Origin of the sequence: Luteimonas aquatica (genome assembly GCF_022662575.1) — a bacterium.
Taxonomy (GTDB): domain Bacteria; phylum Pseudomonadota; class Gammaproteobacteria; order Xanthomonadales; family Xanthomonadaceae; genus Luteimonas; species Luteimonas aquatica.
This window is the reverse complement of sequence record NZ_JALBFU010000001.1, coordinates 611,384-636,495: the sequence shown is the minus strand read 5'-3', so window position 1 is coordinate 636,495 and position 25,112 is coordinate 611,384. Positions and strand designations below refer to the sequence as shown.

The following is a 25,112-nucleotide window of genomic DNA, read 5'->3' as shown; positions in this document are numbered from 1 at the left end:
CATCCATCGCAGCCTCATGAGCGACACCCTGCGCGACCAGTTGCTCGGCCTCGGCTTCAAGCCGGCGCCGAAGTCCGAATCCAACAAGCCGCCGCGCCGCGACGACGGCAAGCGCGGCGGCCCGCCGCGCGCGGAACAGGCGCGCGCCGGCCAGGCGCGGCCCGGGAAAAGCCGACCCGGCAAGGCGGAGCATGGCGCGCCGCGCGGCGGCAAGCCGGGGCAGGGCGAGCAGCCGAAGGGCAGGCCGCCGCGCCACCACGGCAGGCCGCGCAACCAGGAAGACATCGACCTGGCCAAGGCCTATGCGATCCGCGCGCAGAAGGAGAAGGACGAGCGCATCGAGGCCGAGCGCCTGAAGCAGGAGGAAGCGCGCCAGCGCCGCGAGGCGCGCGCCAGGCTGGCCGAACTGCTCGAGGGCAAGGCGCTCAATGCCGCCGAGGCCGACATCGCCCGCCACTTCGACTACGGCGGCAAGATCAAGCGCATCTACGTCAATGCCGAGCAGCTCAAGGCGCTCAATGCCGGCGAGCTCGGCGTGGTGCAGCTCAACGGCCGCTACCTGCTGGTCGATGCCGGCGTGCTGGCCCAGGCGGAAGCGGTGTTCGCGCCGTCGATCGCGCTGAAGGTCGATCCGAACGCGCCGGCCGGCGACGATCCCTACGCGGACCCGAAGTACCAGGTTCCCGATGACCTGGTCTGGTGACGCCGCGGCGCCATCGCACTCTGCGCGGCATGCCAGCCGCATCCTGATCGTGGCGTTCGCCGCGCTGGCCGCGACGCCGGCGCCGGCCAGCGAGGAGCCGCCGGCGTTCGACCGGCCCGGCATCGCCTTCGCCACCGACACCCTGCCGCGCGGCGCCTTCGCCTGGGAGCAGGGGCTGCCAGACGCCAGCACCGACCGCAGCGGCGGCGTGCGCACCACCACGTGGACGGCGGACACGCTGTTGCGCCTGGGACTCGGCGACGGCATCGAGCTGCAGCTGGGCGCGGACGCCTTCGGCGGCGTGAACGTGCGCGGTCGCGGCGTGCGCGAGCGCGCGCACGGCGGCGGCGACGGCCACGTCGGCATGAAATGGGCGCCGGCCACCGCGAGCGACGCGTTCTCCTGGGCGATGCTGGCGACGGCGTCGCTGCCGTTCGGCAAGGCGCCGCTGGGCGGCGGCGGGCACGATTACGACCTCGGCGTCACCTGCAGCTGGGCGCTGCCCGCGCAGGCCAGCGTTTCGCTGTATGCCGACCGCAGCTGGGGCGACGGCGGCCGCGGCTGGATGTTCTCGCCGAGCCTGTCGTTTCCGCTGGGCGGGGAGGTCGGCGGCTATGTCGAGGCCGGCTACGGCACGGGCGCGGCGCGCACGCGCGTGGCCGGCGGCGGCGTGACCTGGATGGCGACCGAACGGCTGCAGCTGGACGCCTCGTTCCTGCGCGGGCTCGATGCGCAAAGTCCCGACTGGCAGGGTGGCATCGGCATGGCGCTGTTGTTCCCCTGATCGCAGGCCCCGGCACGGAATCGCGGCGTCTTCGCCGGGACGGTTCGCCCGGAGCGGCTTCGCTAGAACAGTTCTTCCAGCGGCGTTTCCAGCAGCTCCGTCGCGCGATGCGCGAACTGGCGCAGATGCGAGACGCCCAGGTCGCGGATCAGCGTATGGCTGCTGTGCGGCACCCGCGAATCGACGATGTCGTGCGGCGCGATGTTCTTGCCGTGCACGCCCTCGACGAACTCGATGCCGGCCGCCGCGTAGCAGTGCTGCGCCATCGCCGAGCAGAACACCGCGCCGTCCTTCTCCAGCAGGTTCTTGCGCCGGCGCAGGCGGCTGCTGTACATCGCCAGCATGGTGCCGGCCAGCTCGCTGATCGAATAGCTCGGCAGGCCCGCCAGCAGGTCCAGCGCGGCGGTCTGCACCTTGCGCACCTGCTCGGCGTCGAGGCCGAAGTCGAGCACGGCGACGTTGGGAAACCGCTCGGCGTCGTGATAGCGCTGCAGGCGGTTCTCCTGCACGCCGACGCGGATCTGCCGGTAGCGGAAATCCAGGTCGGACTCGATCACCCACCAGTGCCCGTCTAGGCGCCGTTCGAGGAACAGGAACACGTGCGACCACTGGCTGCGGTGGCGATCGGCGGTGAGCGGCGCCTGCGCCTTGCGGATCATCTTGCTGGTCAGGTCGCTGCCGGCAGACAGGCCGATGCGGCCGGGCGCGGCGTGCTTTTCCAGGAAGGCGGCGTTGCCGGTCGACAGGTCCATGTGCGTTGCGCAGCTCAGGCGGCGGCGGACAGGGCGGCGGCGCGCATGCCCGCGAGCAGGTCGCGGACCAGCAGGGCGGTGCGCTCGGGCTGTTCCATCGGGAACAGGTGCCCGCCCTCGACCCAGGCCAGGCGTTCGCCGACCAGGCGCCGGGTCGCGCGCTGCCCGGTCTGGCGCATCTCGCGCGAGCGCGTGCCGCCGATGAAGGCGACCGGCACGGTCAGTTGCGAGGCGGCGACCGCGACGCTGCGGCTGGGCAGGGCGCGATAGATGCGGTATTCGATGTTGCGGTCGAACAGCAGCTCGCGGCCTTCGGCGGTGGCGGCGGTGCCGAGTTCGGCGTAGTCGCGCAGCACCCGCGGATCCCAGGCGGAAAAGCCGGGCTTGGCCGCGTAGTGCGCATAGACCGCATCGACGTCGGGCCAGCGGGTGCGCCGCTGCAGGGTCTGGTCGAGCGGGATGAAATGGCGGTCGAGTCCGCTCCAGCGCCCGAACTTGAGCAGGCGCGCGCTGAAGCCGGTGATCAGCGGCGAATCCAGCAGCAGCACGCCGGCGACCGCTTCGCCGAGCCGGCGCGCCGCCAGCAGGCTCAGGTAGCCGCCGAGCGAGTGCCCGACCAGCCACGGGCGCCGGCCGCCGGCGTCCAGGCCCTGGACGTGCTCGCACAGCTGGTCGACCAGGCGCGGCCAGCCGCGGCTGACCGGGTAGTGCGGATGGTGGCCGTAGCGGTCGATGGCCGAGATCTCGAATTCCGGCGCCAGCGCCTCGAACAGCCGCCGGTAGACCGGGGCCGGGAAGCCGTTGGCGTGGGAAAAGACGATGCGGTCTTTCATCGGGGCGGGAAGATGCCGGGCTACTCCGGATCGTAATCCAGATTCGAGGCCAGCCAGCGTTCCACCTGAGCCAGGGACACGCCCTTGCGCCGGGCGTAGTCCTCGGCCTGCTCCTTCGACACCCGCCCGACCACGAAGTACTGGCTGCGCGGATGGCTGAAGTAATAGCCCGAGACGGCCGCGGTGGGCAGCATGGCGAAGCTCTCGGTCAGGGTCATGCCGGCCTTGTCGCCGGCCTGCAGCAGGGCGAAGAGGGTGGCCTTCTCGCTGTGCTCGGGGCAGGCCGGATAGCCGGGGGCGGGGCGGATGCCGCGGTACTGCTCGGCGATCAGCGCCTCGTTGTCGAGCGCCTCGTCGGCGGCGTAGCCCCAGAACTCGGTGCGCACGCGCTGGTGCAGCCGCTCGGCCAGGGCCTCGGCCAGGCGGTCGGCCAGGGCCTTGAGCAGGATGGCGTTGTAGTCGTCGTGGGCGGCCTCGAAGCGCGCCACGTGCGGTTCGATGCCGATGCCGGCGGTGACGGCGAAGGCGCCGATCCAGTCGGGGCGGCCGGCCTCGCGGGGCGCGATGAAGTCGGCCAGGCAGAAGTCCGGACGGTCGGCCGGCTTGTCGACCTGCTGGCGCAGGAAATGCAGCCGCGCCGGCCCGTCCCCGGCGGCGAGCACCACGTCGTCGCCCTCGCTGTGCGCCGGCCACAGGCCGAACACCGCCTTGGCCGTCAGCCACTTCTCGGCGACGATCTTCTCCAGCATGGCGCGCGCGTCGCGGTAGAGCTCGCGCGCCTGCGCGCCGACGACGGCATCGTCCAGGATCGCCGGGTACTTGCCGGCCAGTTCCCAGGCCTGGAAGAACGGCGTCCAGTCGATCACCTCGACGAGCTCGGCGAGCGGATAGTCGTCGAAGGCGTGCACGCCGGGCTGCCGCGGCGCGGGCGGCGCGTAGTCGTCCCAGCCGCCGTCGAACTTCTGCGCGCGCGCCTTCTGCAGCGGGACCAGACGCTTGGCGTCGCCGCGGTTGCGGTGGCGCTCGCGGATCTCGGCGTAGTCGGCGTCGTTGGCGGCGACGAAGCCGGCGCGCATGTCGCGCGAGATCAGCGACTGCGCCACGCCGACCGCGCGCGAGGCGTCCTTCACCCACACGGTCGGCGCGCTGTAGTGCGGATCGATCTTCAGCGCGGTGTGCGCGCGCGAGGTGGTGGCGCCGCCGATCAGCAGCGGCGTGTCGAAGCCCTGGCGCTGCATCTCGCGGGCGACGTGGCTCATTTCCTCCAGCGAGGGCGTGATCAGGCCGGAGAGGCCGATCAGGTCGGCGTTCTCGGCGCGGGCGGCGTCGAGGATCTTCTGCGCCGGCACCATCACGCCCAGGTCGACCACGTCGAAGTTGTTGCAGGCCAGCACCACGCCGACGATGTTCTTGCCGATGTCGTGGACGTCGCCCTTGACCGTGGCCATCACGATCTTGCCGTTGGACTTGCCGACATCGCCGGTCTTTTCCTTCTCGGCCTCGATGTAGGGCAGCAGGTAGGCCACCGCCTTCTTCATCACCCGCGCCGACTTCACCACCTGCGGCAGGAACATCTTGCCGGCGCCGAACAGGTCGCCGACCACGTTCATGCCGTCCATCAGCGGGCCCTCGATCACGTCCAGCGGGCGCGTCGCCTGTTGGCGCGCTTCCTCGGTGTCCTCCTCGACGAAGCCGTCGATGCCGTGGACCAGGGCGTGGGTCAGGCGCTCGCGCACCGACTTGCCGCGCCAGGCCTGGTCCTCGGCCTTCGCTTCGCCCTTCCTGCCCTTGTAGCGCTCGGCGATCTCCAGCAGGCGCTCGGTGGCGTCCTTGCGGCGGTTGAGCACCACGTCCTCGACCCGCTCGCGCAGGTCCGGATCGAGATCGTCGACGATCGGCAGCGCGCCGGCGTTGACGATGCCCATGTCCATGCCGGCCTCGATGGCATGGTAGAGGAACACGGCATGGATGGCCTGGCGCACCGGCTCGTTGCCGCGGAAGGAGAACGAGACGTTGGAGACGCCGCCGGAGACGTGGCAGTGCGGCAGCGTGCGCTTGATGACGCGGGTGGCCTCGATGAAGTCCACCGCGTAGTTGTCGTGCTCCTCGATGCCGGTGGCGATCGCGAAGATGTTCGGGTCGAAGATGATGTCCTCGGGTGGGAAGCCGACCTCCTCGGTGAGGATGCGGTAGGCGCGCGTGCAGATCTCGACCTTGCGCGCGCAGGTGTCGGCCTGACCCTGCTCGTCGAAGGCCATCACCACCGCGGCGGCGCCGTAGCGCAGCACCTTGCGCGCATGCTCGACGAAGGCCTGCTCGCCTTCCTTGAGCGAGATCGAGTTGACCACGCCCTTGCCCTGCAGGCACTGCAGGCCGGCTTCGATCACGCTCCATTTCGAGGAATCCACCATCACCGGGATGCGGGCGATGTCGGGCTCGGAGGCGATCAGGTTGAGGAAGCGCGCCATCGCCTTCTCGGAGTCGATCAGGCCCTCGTCCATGTTGACGTCGAGGATCTGCGCGCCGTTGGCGACCTGCTGGCGGGCGACCTCCACGGCCTCGTCGTAGCGTTCCTCCTTGACCAGCTTGCGGAACTGCGCGCTGCCGGTGACGTTGGTGCGCTCGCCGACGTTGACGAACAGCAGCTCCGGCGTGATGACCAGCGGTTCGAGGCCGGACAGCCGGGTGTGGCGGGGCGGGGCGGAATTCGAACGCATGGAGTCGGATTGCTCTTGGACGGACATCGGCGGTTACCAGACCTTGTAGACGCGCCCGCTCTGCACGCCTTCCACGCTGCGCCGGTAGGCGAGCGCGGCGCGGGCGGCGGGCACCGGTTCGAAGCCCGGGAAGTAGGCGCGATAGCCCTCCCAGGATTCCTGCAGCGCGTTGGGGCTGACCACGTTGATGCGCAGGCCGCGCCCGAGCTCGCAGGCGGCGGCGCGCGCGAAGCCTTCGACGGCGGCGTTGACCGCGGTGGCGTTGGCGCCCTGGCGGATCGGCTCCTCGGCGAGGATGCCGGTGGTCAGGGTGATCGAGCCGCCGTCGTTGAGATGGTGCTGCCCGATCAGCGCCAGGCGCACCTGGCCGAGCAGCTTGTCCTGCAGGCCGCTGTCGAACTGCGCCGGCGTCATCTCCGCCAGCGGGCCGAAGTGCACGTTGCCGCTGGCGGCGACGATCGCGTCGACCTTGCCGGTGGCCCGGAACAGTTCCGCGACGCTGGCGTCATCGCGCAGGTCCACGCGGAAGTCGCCGCTGCCGCGGCCGGCGCGCAGGATTTCGTGGTCGGCGGACAGCTCCGCGTCGATCGCGCGGCCGAGCGTGCCGCTGGCGCCTACCAGGAGGATCTTCATCGACGGGCGGCTCACGCGGCGTCGGCCAGCGTTTCGGCCGGCAGCGGCCGCGGCTCGATCCCGCGCATCACCTCGGCGATCGCGCGGATGTGCGCGGGCGTGGTGCCGCAGCAGCCGCCGACCAGATTGAGCAGGCCGGATGCGGCGAACTCCTTCAAGGTGGCGGCCATGTCCTCGGGCGTCTCGTCGTATTCGCCGAAGGCGTTGGGCAGGCCGGCGTTGGGATGGGCGCTGACGTAGGCGTCGGCGACGGTGGCCAGTGTCTCGACGTGCGGGCGCAGGTCGCTGGCGCCGAGCGCGCAGTTCAGGCCCACCGACAGCGGCCGGGCATGGGACACCGAGGCATAGAACGCCTCGGCCGTCTGCCCGGACAGGGTGCGCCCGGAGGCGTCGGTGATGGTGCCGGAAATCATGATCGGCAGCCGCGCGCCGCGCGCGTCGAAGGCTTCCTCGATGGCGAACAGCGCCGCCTTGGCGTTGAGCGTGTCGAAGATGGTCTCCACCATCAGCGTGTCGGCGCCGCCGTCGATCAGGCCGTCGGCCGCCTCGCGGTAGGCCAGGCGCAGCTCGTCGAAGCTGGTGTTGCGGAAGCCGGGATCGTTGACGTCCGGGCTGATCGAGGCGGTGCGGCTGGTCGGGCCAAGCACGCCGATCACGAAGCGCGGCTTGCCCGGGGTCCTGGCCTCCGCGGCATCGCAGCATTCGCGCGCCAGCCGCGCGCCGGCCTTGTTCAACTCGTAGACCAGGTGCTGCAGGTGGTAGTCGGCCTGGCTGACCGAGGTGGCGTTGAAGGTATTGGTCTCGATCAGGTCCGCGCCGGCCTCCAGGTATTCGCCGTGGATGGCGCCGATGATGTCCGGGCGGGTGAGCAGCAGCAGGTCGTTGTTGCCCTTCAGGTCGTGGCCGCAGGCCGGCCCGTGCCCATGCCCGGAAGGCTGGCCTTCGGCGGCCTGTCCTTGCGCGTGTGGCTCGCATTCGGAAGTCCGGCCATGGATGGCCGGGCTCTCCGCGAGGGATTCGCATTGTGAGTCGTAGCCGTCGGCGAAGCGCTCGCCGCGGTAGTCCTCCTCCTCCAGGCGGTAGCGCTGGATCATCGTGCCCATCGCGCCGTCGATGATGAGGATGCGCTCGGACAGGGCGCGCTGCAGGGCGGCGACGCGTTGCGGGTGGAGCCAGGGGAGCGTTTTCATGGGGCCGGTTCCTCGGGGGAGGGAAGCAGGGGACCTGGAGACCTGGATGCCGGGTCAGGGTTTCTTGGCGATCAGCGAGATCACCTCGAAGTGCGGCGGCCGCTTCTCGCGGGTCACCGTGCTGCACTCGAGCGTGCGCACGCCGGCCTTGTCGGCGAAGCGGCGCAGTTCCTTCTCGCTGAAGCCGAGGTTGGCGTGGCCGTAGGCCTCGACCGCGCTGCGGTGCTCGTGGTGGGCCAGGCTGCACAGCAGCAGGCGGCCGCCGGACTTGAGCACGCGCGCGGCTTCGGCCACGGCCTGCGCCGGCTTTTCGGCGTAGGTGAGGGCGTGCATCAGCACCACCAGGTCGAAGCTGGCCGGCTCGAAGGGCAGGGCGTGCATGTCGCCCTCGCGCACCTCCACGTTGCGGAAGCGGCGCAGCCGCTCGCTGGCCGCCGCCACCACGCGCGGGCTGGTGTCCACGCAGACGTAGCGGTGCGCGTGCGGGGCCAGCAGCTCGGCCAGCACGCCGTCGCCGGAGGCGATGTCGAGCACGTCGCCCGGCTCCAGCAGTGGCAGCGCCGAGCGCGCCAGCGCCTCCCAGGTGCGCCCCGGGGAGTAATGGCGCTCCATGTCGCCGGCCACCGAGTCGGCCCAGTTGCGGTCGGCCGCGCGCATCGCCAGCACGGCCGGCACGCGCTCGGCGTCCTGGCGCAGCAGCGGGTCGTCGCTGCCGGTGGACAGGGCCTGCCAGAGCGCGCGCTGGGCGGGGTCGAGGGTGGCCTCGTCGAAACGGTAGTACGCCGACACGCCGGCGCGCCGGTCGCGCACCAGCCCGGCTTCCTTGAGCTTGGCCAGGTGGGTGGACACGCGCGGCTGCGCCAGGCGGGTGATCGAGGCCAGCTCGGCCACGGTCAGCTCCTCGCTCTCCAGCAGGGCCAGCAGGCGGACGCGGGTGGCGTCGGCCAGGACTTTGAGCCGGGACGACCAGCCTTCCAGATCCATAAATATCTTCCTATCGCGATATAGAGATATTGTGGGTGCGGCGGCAAGGCAGGTCAAGGGCGGACGGCGGTCCGCAGCCCGGGCCTGCTGCGGAAAGGCTTTCGCAGCCATCCCTGACGGCGCAGATCGGCTTCGGATGCTCCGGCCCGGCCATCCATGGCCGGGCGTTCGTCGCGCAGCAGACGCCTTGTTGGCGTTTTCTAACCACGCGCGCCCTCACCCCATTTACAATTCCGCATCTGCATCGAAGCCGGAGCGCAACGTGGAGTTTGGATTCACCGAAGAGCAGTTGATGATCCAGGACGTGGCCAGGCGCATCGCCCAGGAAAAGATCGCGCCCAGTGCCGAGCATTACGACAGGACCGGGGAATTCCCGCTCGACAACATCAAGCTGCTCGGCGAGAACGGCCTGATGGGCATCGAGGTGCCCACCGAATACGGCGGCGCCGGCATGGACCCGGTCAGCTACGTGCTGGCGATGGTGGAGGTGGCCGCCGGCGACGCCGCGCACTCGACCATCATGTCGGTCAACAATTCGCTGTTCTGCAACGGCATCCTCACCCACGGCACCGAGGAACAGAAGCAGAAGTACGTGCGCGCGATTGCCGAGGGCGCGGAGATCGGCGCCTTCGCCCTGACCGAGCCGCAGTCCGGCTCCGACGCCACCGCCATGCGCTGCCGCGCGGTGAAGCAGGCCGACGGCACGTACGTGATCAACGGCAAGAAGAGCTGGATCACCTCCGGTCCGGTGGCCAAGTACATCGTGCTGTTCGCCATGACCGACCCGGACAAGGGCGCGCGCGGCATCAGCGCGTTCATGATCGACACCGGCCGCGCCGGCTTCCACCGCGGCAAGACCGAGCCCAAGCTCGGCATCCGCGCCTCGGCCACCTGCGAGATCGAATTCGCCGACTACGTCGCCCAGCCGGACGACCTGCTGGGCGAGGAGGGGCACGGCTTCAAGATCGCCATGGGCGTGCTCGACGCCGGCCGCATCGGCATCGCCTCGCAGGCGATCGGCATCGCCCGCGCCGCCTACGAGGCGACCCTGGCCTACGTGCGCGAGCGCAAGGCCTTCGGCCAGCCGATCGGCGCCTTCCAGATGACCCAGGCCAAGATCGCCGACATGAAGTGCAAGCTGGACGCGGCCCTGCTGCTGACGCTGCGCGCGGCCTGGCTCAAGGGCCAGAAGCAGAAGTTCACCACCGAGGCGGCCGTCGCCAAGCTCACCGCCTCCGAGGCGGCGATGTGGATCGCGCACCAGGCCGTGCAGATCCACGCCGGCATGGGCTACTCCAAGGAAATGCCCCTGGAGCGCTACTTCCGCGACGCCAAGATCACCGAAATCTACGAGGGCACCAGCGAGATCCAGCGCCTGGTCATCGCCCGCCACGAAACCGGACTGCGCTGAGCCGCAACCAACGGAACTGCAAAAAATGAGCCCAAAATCTCCTGCCGTGCGCCGCAAAGCGGATCGCGCCGGCTCCGTACAAGCCGGCGCCAAGCAAGTCCGGCCGGCCCTGCTCGAACCGATCTTCCAGGCCGCGCGCAAGCGCGCCGGCAAGTCCGGCCAGGACCTGGCCGTCGCCTTCGCGGGCGCGTTCTACCAGCGCATGAGCGAGGACGAGTTCCCGCAGCACAGCCCCGAGGGCTGGGCGGCGCTGGCCAACGACTTCCTCGCCTTCGCCGGCAACCGCAAGCGCGGCACCGCCAACGTGCGCCTGTTCAACCCGACCCAGAAGACGCACGGCTGGGAGTCGCCGCACACCGTGCTGCAGATCGTCAACGACGACATGCCGTTCCTGGTCGATTCGGTGACCATGGCGCTGGCCGACCATGGCGTGGGCGTGCACGTGCTGGGGCATCCGATGGTGCAGGTCTCGCGCACGCCGGGCGGCAAGCTGACCGCCGTGGGCGAGGGTGAGTTCGAGTCGATGATGCACCTGGAGATCGACCGCCAGTCGGCCGCCGACAGCGCCGAGGTCGAGGCCGCGATCCGCGGCGTGCTCGAGGACGTGCGCGCGATCGTGGCCGACTGGGAGGTGATGCGGCAGAAGATGCTCGGCGTCGCCGACGACGTCGGCTCGCGCAGGATGCCGGTGTCCGACGCCGGCCGGCACGAGGCGCAGGAATTCCTGCGCTGGGCCGCCGCCGACCATTTCACCTTCTTCGGCTACCGCGAGTACGTGGTGGAGACGCAGGGCAAGGACGAGGTGCTGCGCACCGTGCCCGGCAGCGGCCTCGGCCTGCTGCGCGGCAAGGAAGTGGGCAAGGCGCGCTTGCTCAAGACCCTGGCCGCCTCGAAGATGCCGCAGTCGGGCTCGGTCGACGCGCTGATCCTGACCAAGAGCAACGCGCGCTCCACCGTGCACCGCCCCGGCTACATGGACTACATCGGCGTGCTCAGCTTCGACGCCAAGGGCAAGCCCTCGAAGGAGCAGCGCTTCCTCGGCCTGTTCACCTCCAGCGCCTACAACCGCCGTCCCTGGGACATCCCGCTGGTGCGCGAGCGCTACGAATACGTGATGCGCGCCTCCGGGCTCAAGCCCAACAGCCATAGCGGCAAGGCGCTCAAGCACATTCTGGAAACCCTGCCGCGCGACGAGCTGTTCCAGTCCAGCGAGGAGGAGCTGTTCCAGCTGGCCAGCGGCATCCTCGGCCTGCAGGAGCGCGTGCGCAACAAGCTGTTCCTGCGCCGCGATCGCTACGGCCGCTACTACTCGGTGCTGGCCTACATCCCGCGCGACCGCTACAACACCGACGTGCGCCTGCGCGTGGAGGCGATGCTCAAGCGCGAGCTGGACGCCGAGGACATCGACACCAACCTGCAGGTCGGCGAGTCGCCGCTGGCGCAGCTGCACCTGCTGGTGCGCCCGCGCGGCGGCGCCAAGGCCGACGTCGACGCCGCCCGGCTCGATGCCGGCCTCTCTGAGATCGTGCGCAACCGCTACGACGACCTGCGCGACAGCCTGGTGCGCGCGCACGGCGAGCACGACGGCCTGACCCTGGCCGGCCGCTTCGGCCGCGCCCTGCCGGCCGCCTACCTGCAGGGCACCACGGCCGACGCCGCGGCCGAGGACGTGCGCCGCATCGCCTCGCTGCAGGACGCCGAGGACATCGCGCTCAGCCTGCAGCGCACCGGCAACGACCTGCGCCTGAAGCTGTACCGCTGGCACGACGACATCCCGCTCTCCGACGCGCTGCCGATGATGGAGAACATGGGCATGCGGGTGATCTCCGAGCACCCGTATCCGATGCAGATCGACGGCCGCGCGGTGTTCCTGCAGGACTTCGAGGTGGAGTTCGGCCTGTCGAAGCAGGCCCGCGAGCTCGACGTGGACGCGGTCGCCGCCAGCTTCGAGGAGGCCTTCGAGCAGGTATGGCGCGGCGGCGCGGAGAACGACGGCTTCAACCGCCTGGTGCTCGGCGCCAACCTGAGCTGGCGCCAAGTGGCGATGCTGCGCGGCTACTGCAAGTACCTGCTGCAGGTCGGCGTGCCGTTCTCGCAAAGCTACGTGGAAGAGACCTTCGCGCGCTATCCGCTGCTGGCGCGCCTGCTGGTCGAGCTGTTCGAGGCGCGCTTCGACCCGTGCACCGGGCACGAGAGCGCGGCCGAGATCGCCAAGGGCGCCGAGCGTTTCGCCCGCCAGCTGCGCGCGCTCAGCGACGGCGACGAGCAGACGCTGAAGGAGCTCAAGCCGGTGATCGACGCCCGCCGCGAAGGCCGCGAGGCGCAGTACGACAGCGTGCGCAAGGCGATCAAGGCGCTGCTGGAGCGCGTCTCCAGCCTCGACGAGGACCGCATCGTGCGCAGCTTCATGGGCGTGATCGACGCCACGCTGCGCACCGGCTACTACCAGGCGCAGATGGTCGAAAAGGCCGGCTACGTCGCCGCCGACCGCGAGTACATCAGCTTCAAGCTCGACTCGGCCCGGGTGCCGGACCTGCCCAAGCCGCGTCCGTACCGCGAGATCTTCGTCTACGGCCCGCGCGTGGAGGGCGTGCACCTGCGCTTCGGCCCGGTCGCGCGCGGCGGCCTGCGCTGGTCCGACCGCCGCGAGGACTTCCGCACCGAGGTGCTCGGCCTGGTGAAGGCGCAGATGGTGAAGAACACCGTCATCGTGCCGGTCGGCTCAAAGGGCGGCTTCTTCGTCAAGCGCCCGCCCGCGGCAGGCGACCGCGACGCCGTGCTGGCCGAGGGCATCGCCTGCTACAAGCAGTTCATCAACGGCCTGCTCGACATCACCGACAATCTGGTCGAGGGCAAGGTGGTGCCGCCGAAGAACGTGGTCCGCCACGACGGCGACGACCCCTACCTGGTGGTGGCCGCCGACAAGGGCACCGCGACCTTCTCCGACATCGCCAACGGCATCGCCCGCGAGCACGGGTTCTGGCTCGACGACGCCTTCGCCTCGGGCGGCTCGGTCGGCTACGACCACAAGGGCATGGGCATCACCGCCAAGGGCGCCTGGGAGTCGGTGAAGCGGCATTTCCGCGCGCTCGGCCGCGACAGCCAGACCCAGGATTTCACCTGCGTGGGCATCGGCGACATGTCCGGCGACGTGTTCGGCAACGGCATGCTGCTGTCCAGGCACATCCGCCTGCTGGCCGCCTTCGACCATCGCCACATCTTCATCGATCCGAACCCGGACGCGGCGCGCTCGTTCAAGGAGCGCACGCGCATGTTCAAGCTGCCGCGCTCGAGCTGGGAGGACTACGACAAGTCGCTGATCAGCAAGGGCGGCGGCGTGTGGCCGCGCAGCGCCAAGTCGATCCCGATCAGCGCCGACGTGCGCGCGGCGCTCGGCATCGAAGGCAACGTCAACGCGCTCAGCCCCAACGAACTGCTCAGCGCGATCCTCAAGGCGCCGGTCGACCTGCTCTGGAACGGCGGCATCGGCACCTACGTCAAGGCCAGCACCGAGACCCACGCCGACGTCGGCGACCGCGCCAACAACGCCATCCGCGTCGACGGCCGCGACCTGCGCTGCAAGGTGGTGGGCGAGGGCGGCAACCTCGGCCTCACCCAGCGCGGCCGCATCGAGGCGGCGCTGGCGGCGGGCGTGCTGCTCAACACCGACTTCATCGACAACTCGGCCGGCGTGGACACCTCCGACCACGAGGTCAACATCAAGATCCTGCTCAATGCGCAGGTGCAGGCCAGGAAGCTCAAGTTCGAGGCGCGCAACGAGCTGCTGGCGTCGATGACCGACGAGGTCGCCGCGCTGGTGCTCAACGACAACTACCGCCAGAACCAGGCGCTGAGCCTGATGGAGCGCATGAGCCTGACGCGGCTGGGCTCGAAGCAGCATTTCATCCAGACGCTGGAGTCGCAGGGCCTGCTCGACCGCCAGATCGAGTTCCTGCCCTCCGATGCCGAGATCGCCGAGCGCAAGGCGCGCGGCATCGGCCTGACCCGGCCGGAGCTGTCGGTGCTGCTGTCGTACTCGAAGCTGGTCGCCTTCCAGCAACTGCTCGACTCCGACGTGCCGGAGGACGCCTACCTGTCCAAGGAGCTGGTGCGCTACTTCCCGGCGCCGCTGCAGAAGAAGTACGCCAAGGCGATGGAGCACCACCGCCTGAAGCGCGAGATCATCGCCACCGCGGTCACCAATTCCACCATCAACCGCATGGGCGCGACCTTCCTGCTGCGCATGCAGGAGGACACCGGCCGCAGTCCGGGCGAGGTCGCCAAGGCCTTCACCATCACCCGCGAGACGCTGGACGCGCGCGAGCTGTGGGCGCAGATCGACGCGCTCGACGGCAAGGTCGCCGAATCCGTGCAGATCGACGCGCTGCAGGTGATCTGGACGCTGCAGCGTTCGATGACGCGCTGGCTGCTGGCGCGCCCCGGCGCGATTCCGGACATCACCACCGCGGTGGAGCGCTACCACGACGGCTTCCGCGACGTGCGCGCCGGCGAGAACATCATCGCCGACTCGCAGCGTCCGGCCTACGAGGCCAGCCTGCGCGACTGGCGCGAGAAGGGCGTGCCGGACGACCTGGCCGGACAGCTGGCGGCGCTGCCGTACCTGGAGGCCTGCTGCGACATCATCGAGCTGGCGCGCGACCGCAGGCTCAAGCCGGCCGACATCGCCCGCGTGCATTTCCGCCTCGGCGACGCCTTGCACCTGCCCTGGCTGTTGGCGCAGATCGACGCGCTGCCGGTGGACGGCCGCTGGCACGCGATCGCGCGCAGCGTGTTGCGCGACGAGCTGGCCACCCAGCAGCGCGCCCTGGTCGGGCAGGTGCTGACGATTCCCGGCTCGGATCCGGAGGCGCGGGTGAAGCAATGGCTCGCGCGCGAGGACGCCGCACTGCGCTTCACGCTGGCGATGCTCAACGAGCTGGCGGCGCAGAAGACGCTGGACTATCCGACCGCCTCGGTGGCGGTGCAGCGGCTGGCGCAGCTGGCGGCGTTGAGCCGGTAAGCGGGCCTGCCGTGCCCCTCTCCCGCGTTGCGGGAGAGGGGATGCGAGCGTAGCGAGCGAGGGTGAGGGGCGGCTCTTCTGTTGCCTTGCGCGGTGCTGCTCTAGGGATGCTGTCGTCGGCAGTTGATGCCTTGAGGGCGGTGCGCGCGTGCCACTGGTTTCGGATGGGGCATCGATGCCATCCCTGGCGCGACTGTATTGCTTTCGGAACGTCCGGCCCCCTCGCCGCGCTGACGGCGCGGCTCGAAATCCATGGCCGGGCGTTCGCAACCGCAGCGGACGCGTTGTGGGCATTCGCTCAGCGTACCACTGGTGTTGGATGCTGATTCGATGCCCTCCTTGGCGCGACCGCGCCGCCTTCGGAACGTCCGGCCCCCTCGCCGCGCTGACGGCGCGGCTCGAAATCCATGGCCGGGCGTTCGCAACCGCAGCGGACGCCTTGTGGGCATTCGCTAAGCGTACCACTGGTTTTGGATGCTGATTCGATGCCATCCTTGGCGCGACCGCGCCGCCTTCGGAACGTCCGGCCCGGCCATCCATGGCCGGGCGTTCGACCCCGCAGCGAACGCCTTGTGGGCATTCGCTAAGCGTGCGGGGTCTCACCCATTCGCCAAGGCCTGTAGGCGGTCGTAGGCGCCGTTGAATTGATTCTGGTCGCCAGGGAACGTGCCCGAGTCGGCGTACTGCCAGATCGTGTAATAGCCCCAGGCGTAGGGCAGGGTGCCGGGGCTGGAGGCGTAGCGCGCCACCCACAGCGGATTGTTGTTGCTGAAGTTACCCGAGGTGCCCACGCACTGCGTCCACCAGCTGGTGCTGGTGTAGATCACCGCCCAGCGCCCGGTGCGGGCGTGGTACTGGTTGACGAAGGAGGCGATCCAGTTGGCCATGCCGGCCTTGCTCAGCCCGTAGCAGGTGGCGCCGTAGGGGTTGTATTCCACATCGAGCGCGCCGGGCAGGGTCTTGCCGTCGCGCGACCAGCCGCCGCCGTGATCGACGAAGTAGTTGGCCTGGGTGGCGCCGCTGGAGATGTCGGGGCGGGCGAAATGGTAGGCGCCGCGGATCATGCCGACGTTGTAGGAGCCGTTGTACTGCTGGGCGAAATAGGGATTGGTGTAGCCGGTGCCCTCGGTGGCCTTCACGTAGGCGAAACGGGCGCCGTTGCTCCAGGCCGCGCTCCAGTTGACGTTGCCCTGCCAGCCGCTCACGTCCATGCCCTTGACCGAGGCCAGCAGCGGCGTGGCGAGATAGGAATAGCCGGGCACCTGCCAGCTGCCTTCGTGCAGGCGGATCTGCGAGCCCATGGCGTGGTCCTGGGTGACGATGCGGGCCGCGGTGGCGGCGTCGATGTCGGGGTTCAGGCGTTCCAGCCAGTCCGGCGCCACGCCAGGCGGCAGGGATTGCTCGGTGGACCAGGCGGCGGGGGCGGCGAGTACGCAGGAGACGGCCAGCAGCGCGATCTTGCAGCGGGAAAGCGATGACATAGGAGTTCTCTCCTCCAGGAATGGGATGTGTGGGCGCCGCCGAAGCGTGGCGGAAGCGGCCGCCGATGGCGGAAAGCCGATCGTGGGCGGCCGATCGCGCGAACGCGCACTTCGATCGATGGCGCCGGGCGAGGATAGGCGGCAGGTGCGTCATCGCCGCGAGAAGACCGCGTGACCGGGCGCCCGCGCGGCGGGACGGCGGCGCTGCTATGCTGGATCGACCGCTTTGGAGCCGACGATGACCGCGACGCACCGCATCGCCTTTCTCGCCAGTCCCGCCGACGGCGCGCAGGATGCGCAGGCGCAGCTGATCGCGCTGCACGGCCAGGCCGAGCCGGCCGAGGCCGACGTGATCTGCGCGCTCGGCGGCGACGGTTTCATGCTGCAGACGCTGCACCGCCACGGTGCGCTCGGCAAGCCGGTGTTCGGCATGAAGCTGGGCACGGTCGGTTTCCTGATGAACCAGTATCGCGGCGAGGACCTGCTCGCGCGCATCGCCGCCGCCGAGCCCGCCGTGCTGCGGCCGCTGGAGATGGTGGCCTCCACCGAATCGGGCGCCTCGGTCGGGTCGCTGGCCTACAACGAGGTCTCGCTGCTGCGCCAGACCCGCCAGGCCGCGCACCTGAGCATCGACCTGAACGGCGTCACCCGGCTCGACGAACTGATCTGCGACGGCGTGATGGTGGCCACGCCCGCCGGCAGCACCGCCTACAACTTCTCCGCGCACGGGCCGATCCTGCCGCTGGGATCCTCGGTGATCGCGCTCACCCCGATCGCCGCGTTCCGCCCCCGCCGCTGGCGCGGCGCCCTGCTCAAGGCCCAGACCGAGGTGCGCTTCCGCGTACTCGATCCCTACAAGCGCCCGGTCAGCGCCACCGCCGATTCGCACGAGGTGCGCGACGTGGTGGAGGTGACCATCCGCGAATCGCGCGACCGCACCGTGACCCTGCTGTTCGATCCCGAACACAACCTCGAGGAACGCATCCTCAGCGAACAGTTCATGGTCTGAGCGCCATCGTCCAAGCACCGCCGCATACGCGATAATCGCGCCATGCCCGATCCCGCCGCCCCGATCCTGACCGTCGCGATCTCCTCGCGCGCCCTGTTCGACCTGGAGGACAGCCATGCGCTGTTCGAGGCGCAGGGCATCGACGCCTATGCCGAGCACCAGCGCAACCGCGAGGACGAGGTGCTCGAGCCGGGCATCGCCTTCCCGCTGGTGCGCAAGCTGCTGGCGCTGAACCAGGGAGCGCCGCCGGAGGCGCCGCGCGTGGAGGTGATCCTGCTCTCGCGCAATTCCTCCGACACCGGGCTGCGCGTGTTCAACGCGATCCAGCACCATGGCCTGGCGATCTCGCGCGCGACCTTCACCTCGGGCGCGCCGACCTGGCCCTACCTGCGCCCGTTCGGCGCGCAGCTGTTCCTCTCGGCCAACCCCGACTCGGTGCGGCGGGCGCTGGAGAACGGCGCCGCGGCGGCGACGATCCTGCCGGCGCGGGCGCCCGCGCACCGCTACGACCAGCTGCGCATCGCCTTCGACGGCGACGCGGTGATCTTCGACGACGAGGGCGAACGCGTCTCGCGCCAGGGCGGCGTGGAGGCCTTCCATCGCCACGAGCGCGAGCGCGCCCACGAACCGCTGTCCGGGGGGCCGTTCCGGGGCTTCCTGGACGCGCTGCACCGTCTGCAGGCGATGTATCCGCCGGGCGAGGCCGCGCCGATCCGCACCGCGCTGGTCACCGCGCGCTCGGCGCCGGCGCACGAGCGGGTGATCCGCACCCTGCGCGAATGGGGCGTGCGCCTGGACGAGGCGCTGTTCCTGGGCGGGCGGCCGAAGGGTCCCTTCCTGGACGTGTTCGGCGCCGACATCTTCTTCGACGACTCGCTGCACAACATCGATTCGGCGCGCCAGCACGTCGCCGCGGGGCACGTTCCGCACGGCGTTTCCAACGACTGAGCGCGGCGCGCAAGCGGAGCATTGCGCAAGCGAGCCGCTTTGGAAGCGGGCTGCCGCGGAAGCAGGCTACTGCGGAAGCACGATATCCGAGAGCTTCCAGTCCAGTCCGTGCCGGGTGAACACGAAGACCATCGGGCGGCCGTTGCGGTCGCTCACCGTCGCGGTGAAGCGCGACAGCGACTCGAAGCGGTATTTGGGATCGTGCAGGGGTTCCGGACGCGCGGCGGCGACGCTGCCGTCCGCCGCGACCTCGTCCTCGCGCCCGCGGAACGGCTCGTTGTTGACGCGATCCCAGATCTGCCGTCCCTCCATCATCGCGCCCAGGCCCGAGGGCGTGACCAGCCCGTCGATGGCGCTGCCGGCGAGGCTGTTGGCCAGGCCCAGGCCGAAGGCGGCGAGCGGGTTGCCGCCGGCGTCGCCGGCCTGGCGCGCCAGGCGGTCGGCGAACTGCGCCTTGAAACTGCTGCGCAAGGCGGGGAAATCGACCTGTTCGGAGAGCGCGGCCGCATCCCCGGCTTTCACCGCCGCGCGGATCGCGCGCACGGTGAGGAACGGGCCTGCGGCGACATAGGCCAGCAATGCCACCAGGACGAGAACCACCAGCCAGAGCCATTTCTTCATCGATGCGCTACCGCGAGGAAGGAGAGGGGATCGGCGCTCAGAACTCGAGATCGAGCGCGGCGCAGAGGTAGTCCACGAACGGCCCCAGGCTCTGCAGGTCCTTGGCCAGGGTCTGCCGCAGCCGGGGACCGAGCATGACGCTGTCCTCGATCAGGCGCGAGGCGACGAAATTCTTGTGGCGCAGGTCGTCGATGAACTCGAAGTCGGCGGGGAAGCCGTGCGGCGGGCGCACCAGCATCTCCTCCTCCTCCAGGTCGAAGCGGCGGCGCAGCGCCGGCGCGTGCGCGGCCGCCTTCCAGCTGCCCGGATTGTCGAAGATGAACTGCCGGATCTGCCGCTGGGTCGCGGTTTCCGGATGCCACAGGCCGGCGCCGACGAAGCAGTTGCCGGGCTGCAGATGCAGGTAGAACGAGGGCGCCGGCACCTGCTTGCTGCGCTCGTGGAACAGCCGCGCGCCCTGCCAGGTCTTGTAGGGCGTCTTGTCGCTGGCGAAGCGGGTGTCGCGCTGGATGCGGAACAGGGAACCGCCGACGGTCTTGGGCTCGGAGCGGAAATGCTCGCTGACCGCGCGCAGGTCGGGCTGCAGGTCGGCGAGCAGGCGCTGGAACGGCGCGCGCACGTGGCCATCGTAATCGTCCTTGTGGGCGAGGAACCAGGCGCGGTCGTTGTTGCGCGCCAGTCCGCGCAGGAATTTGAGGCTCTTGTCGGAGAAATAGGCGGGCATGGCTAGGGGGTCATGGCGGTGTTCGGCGAATGGAGGGCCGTCGCGACGGCCGGCGCAGACGTTCCCTCATGTCAGCGAGCGATGCAACTCCCGGCCCCAGGCGTCCAGGCGGTCGAGCAGCGCCAGCTTGGCGCCGTCGTCCGCGTGCGCGGCGCGCAGGGCGGCGATCTCCGCCTGGTAGCGCGGCAGGCTGAGCTCCGACAGCTCCGACTCCTCGAGCAGGCGATGGCGCCGGTAGGCGTCCCAGCGCATCTGCTCGGGAACGGTCAGCGTCTCGGGCCAGTTGCGGGCGCGGAAGCGGAACAGCAGTTCGGGCAGGCGCGGGTCCTGGAAGCCGAAGTCGCGCAGCCCCAGCGCCTCGGGCGGCGTGCCGCGCACGTCGGCGAGCCGGCGCTTGTCGCCGTCGCCCATGAAACCTTCGTATAGCGCGCCGTCGGCGTCCGAGGGCGGCCGCTCCTGCGTCGCGGCGAACACGCGGCGCACCTTCTCGGCCAGGGCCGGTGCGACCTCGCGCAGCCGCGCCGCGCGGCGCTCGGCCAGCGCCGGATCGATGGACAGGCGCCGGAAGTCGGCCTCGCGCAGGTGCGCCCATTCGATCAGCGCGGGACACCGGTTCAGGTGCACCTCCTTCAGCGGGATGCGCGCCTCGCCCTCGGGCAGGTCGGCGCTGCGCACGTACAGGCGGTCGGCGATCGCGCCCGGGTCCATGTCGAGCAGCGCTTCCGGGTCGCCGTCCAGGTCGAACACGATCACGCGGCTGTCGATGCGCGGGTGCCGCGCCAGCGGCAGCACCGCCGCGGCGCACAGGCGCGCGGCGGGATAGCGCTGGGAGACGTGCAGCACCGGCGCGGCGGCGGTGATGTCGAGCAGGGAGGCGGCGTAGCGCTTGTCGCGCAGGCGCAGGGCGTAGTCCCACAGCCGCGGCTGCGCCTGCTTGAGCTTGCGCGCCATGCCGATCAGCGCGCGCACGTCCGAGAGCGCCTCGTGAGCGTCGCCGATGCGCACTTCGTTGGCGCTGGCCAGGTGTTCGAGACGGAACGAGGTGGCGCCGTCCTCGCGCTTGGGCCAGGCGATGCCGTCCGGGCGCAGCGCGTGCGCCAGGCGCATCACGTCGAGCAGGTCCCAGCGCGAGTTGCCGTTGCGCCATTCGCGCTCGTAGGCGTCGAAGAAATTGCGGAACAGGCCGTGGCGGACGAACTCGTCGTCGAAGCGCAGCGAGTTGTAGCCGAGCGTGCAAGTACCGGGCTGCGACATCGCCTCGGCGATGCGGGCGAAGGCCTCGGCTTCGCGGATGCCCTCGCGCAGCGCGTCCTGCGGTGCGATGCCGGTGACCAGCGAGGCGATCGGCACCGGCAGCAGGTCGTCGGCCGGGCGCACGAAGAAATCGATCGGCGCATCGATCTCGTTGAGATCGACATCGGTGCGGATCGCGGCGAACTGGGCGATGCGGCTGCGGCGCGGATCGGTGCCGAAGGTCTCCAGGTCGTAGAAGAGGAAACTGGCGCTCACGCGGCGTCCTGCAGAGGTGCCAGCCGCGCGTTGACCCGCGCGTCGACGGCGGTCCAGTCCACGCCGTCCAGCGAATCCAGCCCGCGCGTGGCCTCCACCAGGATCTCGCGCTGGATGTCGCTGCGCGCCAGGGCGGTGGCGTAGGGGATGCGCATGAAGGTGACCATGGTGTAGTGCGGAACGAAGCGGCCCGGGTGGCGCTCCTGCAGGGCGCGCTCGAGTTCGCGCTGCAGCAGGAAGTCGGGGTCGTCGACGCGGTCGCGCATCTCCAGGTAGTTCTCCAGCGCCATCTGCTGGATCGCGGCGGCATTGGGCTTGCGCTCGTCCTCGAACGCGGCGAAGGCGGCAGCGAGGTCGGCGGCGTCGGCGTGCGCGTCCAGGTGCCGGGCCAGCGCCACGCAGTCCTCGAAGGCGCAGTTCATGCCCTGGCCGTGGAAGGGCACCATGGCGTGCGCCGCGTCGCCCAGCAGGACGGCGCGGCCGCCCAGGTGCCAGCGATCCAGGTACAGCGTGGCCAGCTGTCCGGGCGGGTTCTTCGCCCAGTCGGCGCGCAGGCGCGGGATCAGCGGCAGTGCGTCGGCGAAGTCGCGCTCGAACAGCGCCACCGCGTCGTCCGGCGTCTTCAGCGCGGCGAAGCTCGGCCCGTCCTGCCCCGGAATCGGCGCGTTCGGCAGCGGTGCATTGGGCAAGAACAGCGTGACGGTGAAGGTCTTCTCGTCGTTGGGCAGCGCGATGCACATGTAGTGCCCGCGCGGCCAGATGTGCAGGGCGTGGGGCTCGATGCGGAAGCCGCCGTCGGGCGCCGGCGGGATCTCGAGCTCCTTGTAGCCGTGGTCGAGGAATTCGCTGCGCTCGCCCAGCGGCGCATGCGCGTTCATCGCCGCGCGCAGCGCCGAGCCGGCGCCGTCCGCGCCGACCAGGGCGCCGGCCTCGATCTCGTGCCGCACGCCGTCGCGGTCGTCGACGAAGCGGGCGATGCCGGCGTCGAAATCGACGCCGTCCAGGCGGCGATGGAAGTGCAGCGCGGCGCCGGCGCGCTCGGCCAGGTCGAGCAGGGTGATGTTGAGGTCGCCCCGGTGCACCGACCAGATCACTTCGGAATCGTCGCGGCCGTAGCGTTGCAACTGCAGGCGTCCATCCAGGAAATGCACCATGCGTCCGCGCATCATCACCGCCTGGCGCATCACGGCCTCGTCCGCGTCGGCCTGGCGCAGCGCGTGCCGGCCGCGCTCGGCCAGCGCGAGGTTGATCGAGCGACCGCCCTCGTAGCCCTTCACGCGCGGGTCGCCGCGCTTCTCGAACACCTGCACGCGCCAGCCGCGGCGGGCCAGCAGGGTGGCGAGCAGCGCGCCGGCCAGGCCCGCGCCGACGATGGTCAGGGACTTGCTCATGCGGCGCGCCAGGCTTCGGCCGCGCGCACGAAACGCATCACGTCGGCGTGGGTGTTGTAGAGCGGGGCGGGGGAGATGCGGATCACGTCGGGCTCGCGCCAGTCGCCGAGCACGCCGGCGCGGGCCAGGAACTCGAACAGCGAACGTCCGGCCTCGCGCCCCTGCAATCCCTGTCCCTGCAACACGCGCAACGACAGTTGCGCGCCGCGCCGTTCGGGATCGTCGGGGGTCAGGATCTGCAGGGTGCCGGCGAGGCGCTGGCGGATCAGCGTTTCCAGGTAGCCGGTCAGCCGCACGGACTTCTCGCGCAGCGCCGGCATGCCGGCGCGCGCGAACAGTTCCAGCGATCCGCGCAGCGGCGCAAGGCCGAGGATCGGCGGATTGCTCAACTGCCAGCCCTCGGCGCCGGGCGTGGGCGAGAACTCCGGGCCCATGCGAAAGCGCGTGCTCTGGTCGTGGCCCCACCAGCCGGCGAAGCGCGGGCGCTCGGTGCGCGCGTGGCGCGCATGCACGAAGCAGCCGGCCACCGCGCCCGGCCCGGCGTTCATGTACTTGTAGTGGCACCACACCGCGAAGTCGGCGCCGGCATCGTGCAGGCGCAGCGGCAGGTTGCCGACGGCGTGGGCAAGGTCGAAGCCGACCACGGCGCCGGCGGCATGGCCCAGGCGCGCGATCTCGGCCAGGTCGAAGGCCTGTCCGGTGCGGTACTGCACGCCGGGCCAGACGATCAGGGCCAGGCGCGGGCCGTGCTCGGCGATGGCGCGCGCGATCGAGGCCATCGAAAATATGCCGCTTGAAGACCCGTCGTCGGGCGTGTCGGGTTCGAGTTCGATCAGGTCGGTGGCCGGGTCGAAGCCGTGGAAGCGCACCTGCGACTCCAGCGCGTAGCGGTCGGAGGGGAAGGCGCCGGCCTCCATCAGGATCGCCGGGCGTTCGCGCGTGGGGCGGTAGAAGCTGACCAGCATCAGGTGCAGGTTGGCGGTGAGCGAGTTCATCGCCACCACCTCGGACGGTTCGGCGCCGACCACCGCGGCGAGCGGCTCGCGCACCAGTTCGTGGTAGGGCATCCACTGCGCCTGCCCGGTGAAGTGCCCCTCCACCGCTTCCATCGCCCACTTCTCCAGTACTTCCTCGACGTGGGCGCGCGCGGTGCGCGGCTGCAGGCCCAGCGAGTTGCCGCAGAAGTACGCCTGGTCGCGGCCGTCGTGCTTCGGGATCAGGAACTGTTCGCGCAGGGCGAGCAGAGGATCGGCGGCGTCCTGCGCCTGTGCGTAGGCGTCGGAGAACAATGCACTCATTGCGGAGAAATCCTCGGGTGACGGGATGGCTGGCCACGGCCGCAGGAATGACGGATCACGGAATCACCCGCTGCGACGGCCGCAGCGCTCACGCGAACCTCGATTTGGACAGGCCCAGCCACTCCAGCGCGGTGCCGTGGTACAGGCGTTCCTGGCCGGCGGTATCCAGCGACAGCGCGGCGATCCCGGCGCCCGGCTCCTGCTCGCCGAGCGGGAAGGGATAGTCGGTGCCCAGCATCACGCGCTCGGGCCCGCAGGTGTCGAGCAGGTAGCGCAGGGCGCGCGGGTCGGCCACCCAGGAGTCGAAGTACAGGCGCTGCAGGTAATCGCGCGGGTTGCGCGGGTTGTCGGTGGCCACCAGGTCCGGGCGCATGTTGAAGCCGTGCTCGATGCGGCCGACGGTGTAGGGGAAGCTGCCGCCGCCGTGCGCCAGGCAGATCTTCAGCTTGGGCAGACGCTCCAGCACGCCGCCGAAGATCAGGCAGCAGGCCGCGCGCGACTGCTCGGCCGGCATGCCCACCAGCCAGGGCAGCCAGTACTTGGGCATCGACTCGCTGCCCATCATGTCCCAGGGATGCACCAGGATCGCGGCGCCGAGATCGCTGGCGGCCTCGAAGAACTCGAACAGCTCCGGCGCGTCCAGGTTCCAGGCCCCGATGTGCGAGCCGATCTGCACGCCCTGCAGCCCGAGCTGGTCCATGCAGCGCTCCAGCTCCTGCACCGCCAGCCGCGGCGACTGCATCGGCACGGTGCCGATGCCGGCGTAGTGGCGCGGATGGCTGCGGCAGGTCTCGGCCATGTGCTCGTTGAGCGCGGCGTGCAGATCGAGCGCCTGGTTGGGCTTGGCCCAGTAGCTGAACATCACCGGTACGGTGCTGATCACCTGCACCTGCACGCCGAAACGGGCGTAGTCGTCGATGCGCTCGCGCGCGTCCCAGGTCTTGGACCAGATCTCGCGGAAGAACTTGCCGTCCTTGTAGATGCGGTGGCGGCCGTCGTCGGTGTGATGGATCAACGGGAAGCGCTCGTCGCCGTACTTCTTCGCCAGATCGGGCCAGTCCCGCGGCAGGTAATGGGCGTGGGTATCGATCTTGAGCATGCGCC

At 70.2% G+C, this 25,112-nt stretch carries 19 protein-coding genes; 6 read left to right on the top strand and 13 right to left on the bottom strand.

Going from position 1 to position 25,112, the window contains the following annotated elements; all coding sequences use genetic code 11:
• The first annotated feature begins 16 nt into the window (after positions 1–16).
• A complete protein-coding gene (locus MD221_RS02990) occupies positions 17–703 on the top strand; it encodes a DUF2058 domain-containing protein (RefSeq protein WP_242107715.1) in 687 nt (228 codons plus the stop codon).
• Positions 687–1,487 (top strand): transporter, encoded by an 801-nt coding sequence (locus tag MD221_RS02985; protein WP_242107713.1) that lies wholly within the window; start codon positions 687–689, stop codon positions 1,485–1,487. Before MD221_RS02990 ends, MD221_RS02985 begins: the two co-directional genes overlap by 17 nt.
• Positions 1,488–1,549: 62 nt before the next feature.
• Here MD221_RS02985 and MD221_RS02980 read toward each other — a convergent pair whose 3' ends face one another.
• The 6 genes from MD221_RS02980 to MD221_RS02955 are packed head-to-tail and all read right to left on the bottom strand — an operon-like array spanning position 1,550 to position 8,596.
• Positions 1,550–2,239 (bottom strand): hypothetical protein, encoded by a 690-nt coding sequence (locus MD221_RS02980; RefSeq protein WP_242107712.1) that lies wholly within the window; start codon positions 2,237–2,239, stop codon positions 1,550–1,552.
• Between the two features lie 14 nt (positions 2,240–2,253).
• Positions 2,254–3,072 (bottom strand): alpha/beta fold hydrolase, encoded by an 819-nt coding sequence (locus MD221_RS02975; protein WP_242107710.1) that lies wholly within the window; start codon positions 3,070–3,072, stop codon positions 2,254–2,256.
• Between the two features lie 20 nt (positions 3,073–3,092).
• Entirely contained in the window at positions 3,093–5,789 is a 2,697-nt protein-coding gene (gene metH, locus MD221_RS02970; protein WP_242107708.1) for a methionine synthase, read from the bottom strand.
• Positions 5,790–5,822: 33 nt separating this feature from the next.
• Entirely contained in the window at positions 5,823–6,422 is a 600-nt protein-coding gene (locus tag MD221_RS02965; protein WP_242107706.1) for a short chain dehydrogenase, read from the bottom strand.
• An 11-nt stretch (positions 6,423–6,433) separates the two neighbouring features.
• Positions 6,434–7,612 carry a homocysteine S-methyltransferase family protein gene (locus MD221_RS02960; RefSeq protein ID WP_242107705.1) on the bottom strand — a complete coding sequence of 393 codons (1,179 nt, stop codon included), beginning with the start codon at positions 7,610–7,612 and terminating at the stop codon, positions 6,434–6,436.
• Between the two features lie 54 nt (positions 7,613–7,666).
• Positions 7,667–8,596, bottom strand: a complete 930-nt coding sequence (locus MD221_RS02955) for an ArsR/SmtB family transcription factor (RefSeq protein WP_242107703.1) — start codon at positions 8,594–8,596, stop codon at positions 7,667–7,669.
• Between MD221_RS02955 and MD221_RS02950 the strand changes: the two genes are divergently transcribed.
• Both MD221_RS02950 and MD221_RS02945 read left to right on the top strand, forming a co-directional pair.
• Entirely contained in the window at positions 8,547–10,007 is a 1,461-nt protein-coding gene (locus tag MD221_RS02950; RefSeq protein WP_425602187.1) for an acyl-CoA dehydrogenase family protein, read from the top strand. The two genes, MD221_RS02955 and MD221_RS02950, sit on opposite strands and share 50 nt — an antisense overlap.
• A 25-nt stretch (positions 10,008–10,032) precedes the next feature.
• Complete coding sequence (locus MD221_RS02945; protein WP_242107699.1) at positions 10,033–15,027, top strand: NAD-glutamate dehydrogenase; 4,995 nt, start codon at positions 10,033–10,035, stop codon at positions 15,025–15,027.
• A 599-nt stretch (positions 15,028–15,626) separates the two neighbouring features.
• Here the strand turns inward: MD221_RS02945 and MD221_RS02940 are convergent.
• The gene (locus MD221_RS02940; RefSeq protein WP_242107697.1) at positions 15,627–16,508 is read right to left on the bottom strand and encodes a lysozyme; all 882 of its coding nucleotides are present in this window, start codon (positions 16,506–16,508) and stop codon (positions 15,627–15,629) included.
• 238 nt (positions 16,509–16,746) lie between these two features.
• Here MD221_RS02940 and MD221_RS02935 point away from each other — a divergent pair, with 238 nt between their 5' ends.
• Both MD221_RS02935 and MD221_RS02930 read left to right on the top strand, forming a co-directional pair.
• Positions 16,747–17,517, top strand: coding sequence for an NAD kinase (locus MD221_RS02935; protein ID WP_242107696.1), 771 nt, complete (start codon positions 16,747–16,749; stop codon positions 17,515–17,517).
• Positions 17,518–17,559: 42 nt separating this feature from the next.
• Positions 17,560–18,465: a 5'-nucleotidase gene (locus MD221_RS02930; protein ID WP_242107693.1), complete on the top strand. Its 906-nt coding sequence runs from the start codon at positions 17,560–17,562 to the stop codon at positions 18,463–18,465.
• A 66-nt stretch (positions 18,466–18,531) separates the two neighbouring features.
• On the opposite strand, the gene MD221_RS02925 is transcribed toward MD221_RS02930, so the two are convergent.
• The 6 genes from MD221_RS02925 to MD221_RS02900 all read right to left on the bottom strand — a co-directional run bounded on the left by MD221_RS02925 (position 18,532) and on the right by MD221_RS02900 (position 25,107).
• The gene (locus tag MD221_RS02925) at positions 18,532–19,086 is read right to left on the bottom strand and encodes a DUF2939 domain-containing protein (protein WP_242107692.1); all 555 of its coding nucleotides are present in this window, start codon (positions 19,084–19,086) and stop codon (positions 18,532–18,534) included.
• Between the two features lie 37 nt (positions 19,087–19,123).
• Entirely contained in the window at positions 19,124–19,810 is a 687-nt protein-coding gene (locus tag MD221_RS02920; protein ID WP_242107691.1) for a DUF2461 domain-containing protein, read from the bottom strand.
• 66 nt (positions 19,811–19,876) lie between these two features.
• Positions 19,877–21,319 carry an exodeoxyribonuclease I gene (sbcB, locus tag MD221_RS02915; RefSeq protein WP_242107690.1) on the bottom strand — a complete coding sequence of 481 codons (1,443 nt, stop codon included), beginning with the start codon at positions 21,317–21,319 and terminating at the stop codon, positions 19,877–19,879.
• Positions 21,316–22,710: an FAD-dependent oxidoreductase gene (locus MD221_RS02910; RefSeq protein ID WP_242107689.1), complete on the bottom strand. Its 1,395-nt coding sequence runs from the start codon at positions 22,708–22,710 to the stop codon at positions 21,316–21,318. The genes sbcB and MD221_RS02910 overlap by 4 nt, the downstream gene beginning before the upstream one ends.
• Positions 22,707–24,008 (bottom strand): kynureninase, encoded by a 1,302-nt coding sequence (gene kynU / locus MD221_RS02905; RefSeq protein ID WP_242107688.1) that lies wholly within the window; start codon positions 24,006–24,008, stop codon positions 22,707–22,709. The genes MD221_RS02910 and kynU overlap by 4 nt, the downstream gene beginning before the upstream one ends.
• Positions 24,009–24,096: 88 nt before the next feature.
• Entirely contained in the window at positions 24,097–25,107 is a 1,011-nt protein-coding gene (locus tag MD221_RS02900) for an amidohydrolase family protein (RefSeq protein ID WP_242107687.1), read from the bottom strand.
• Positions 25,108–25,112 lie beyond the last annotated feature (5 nt).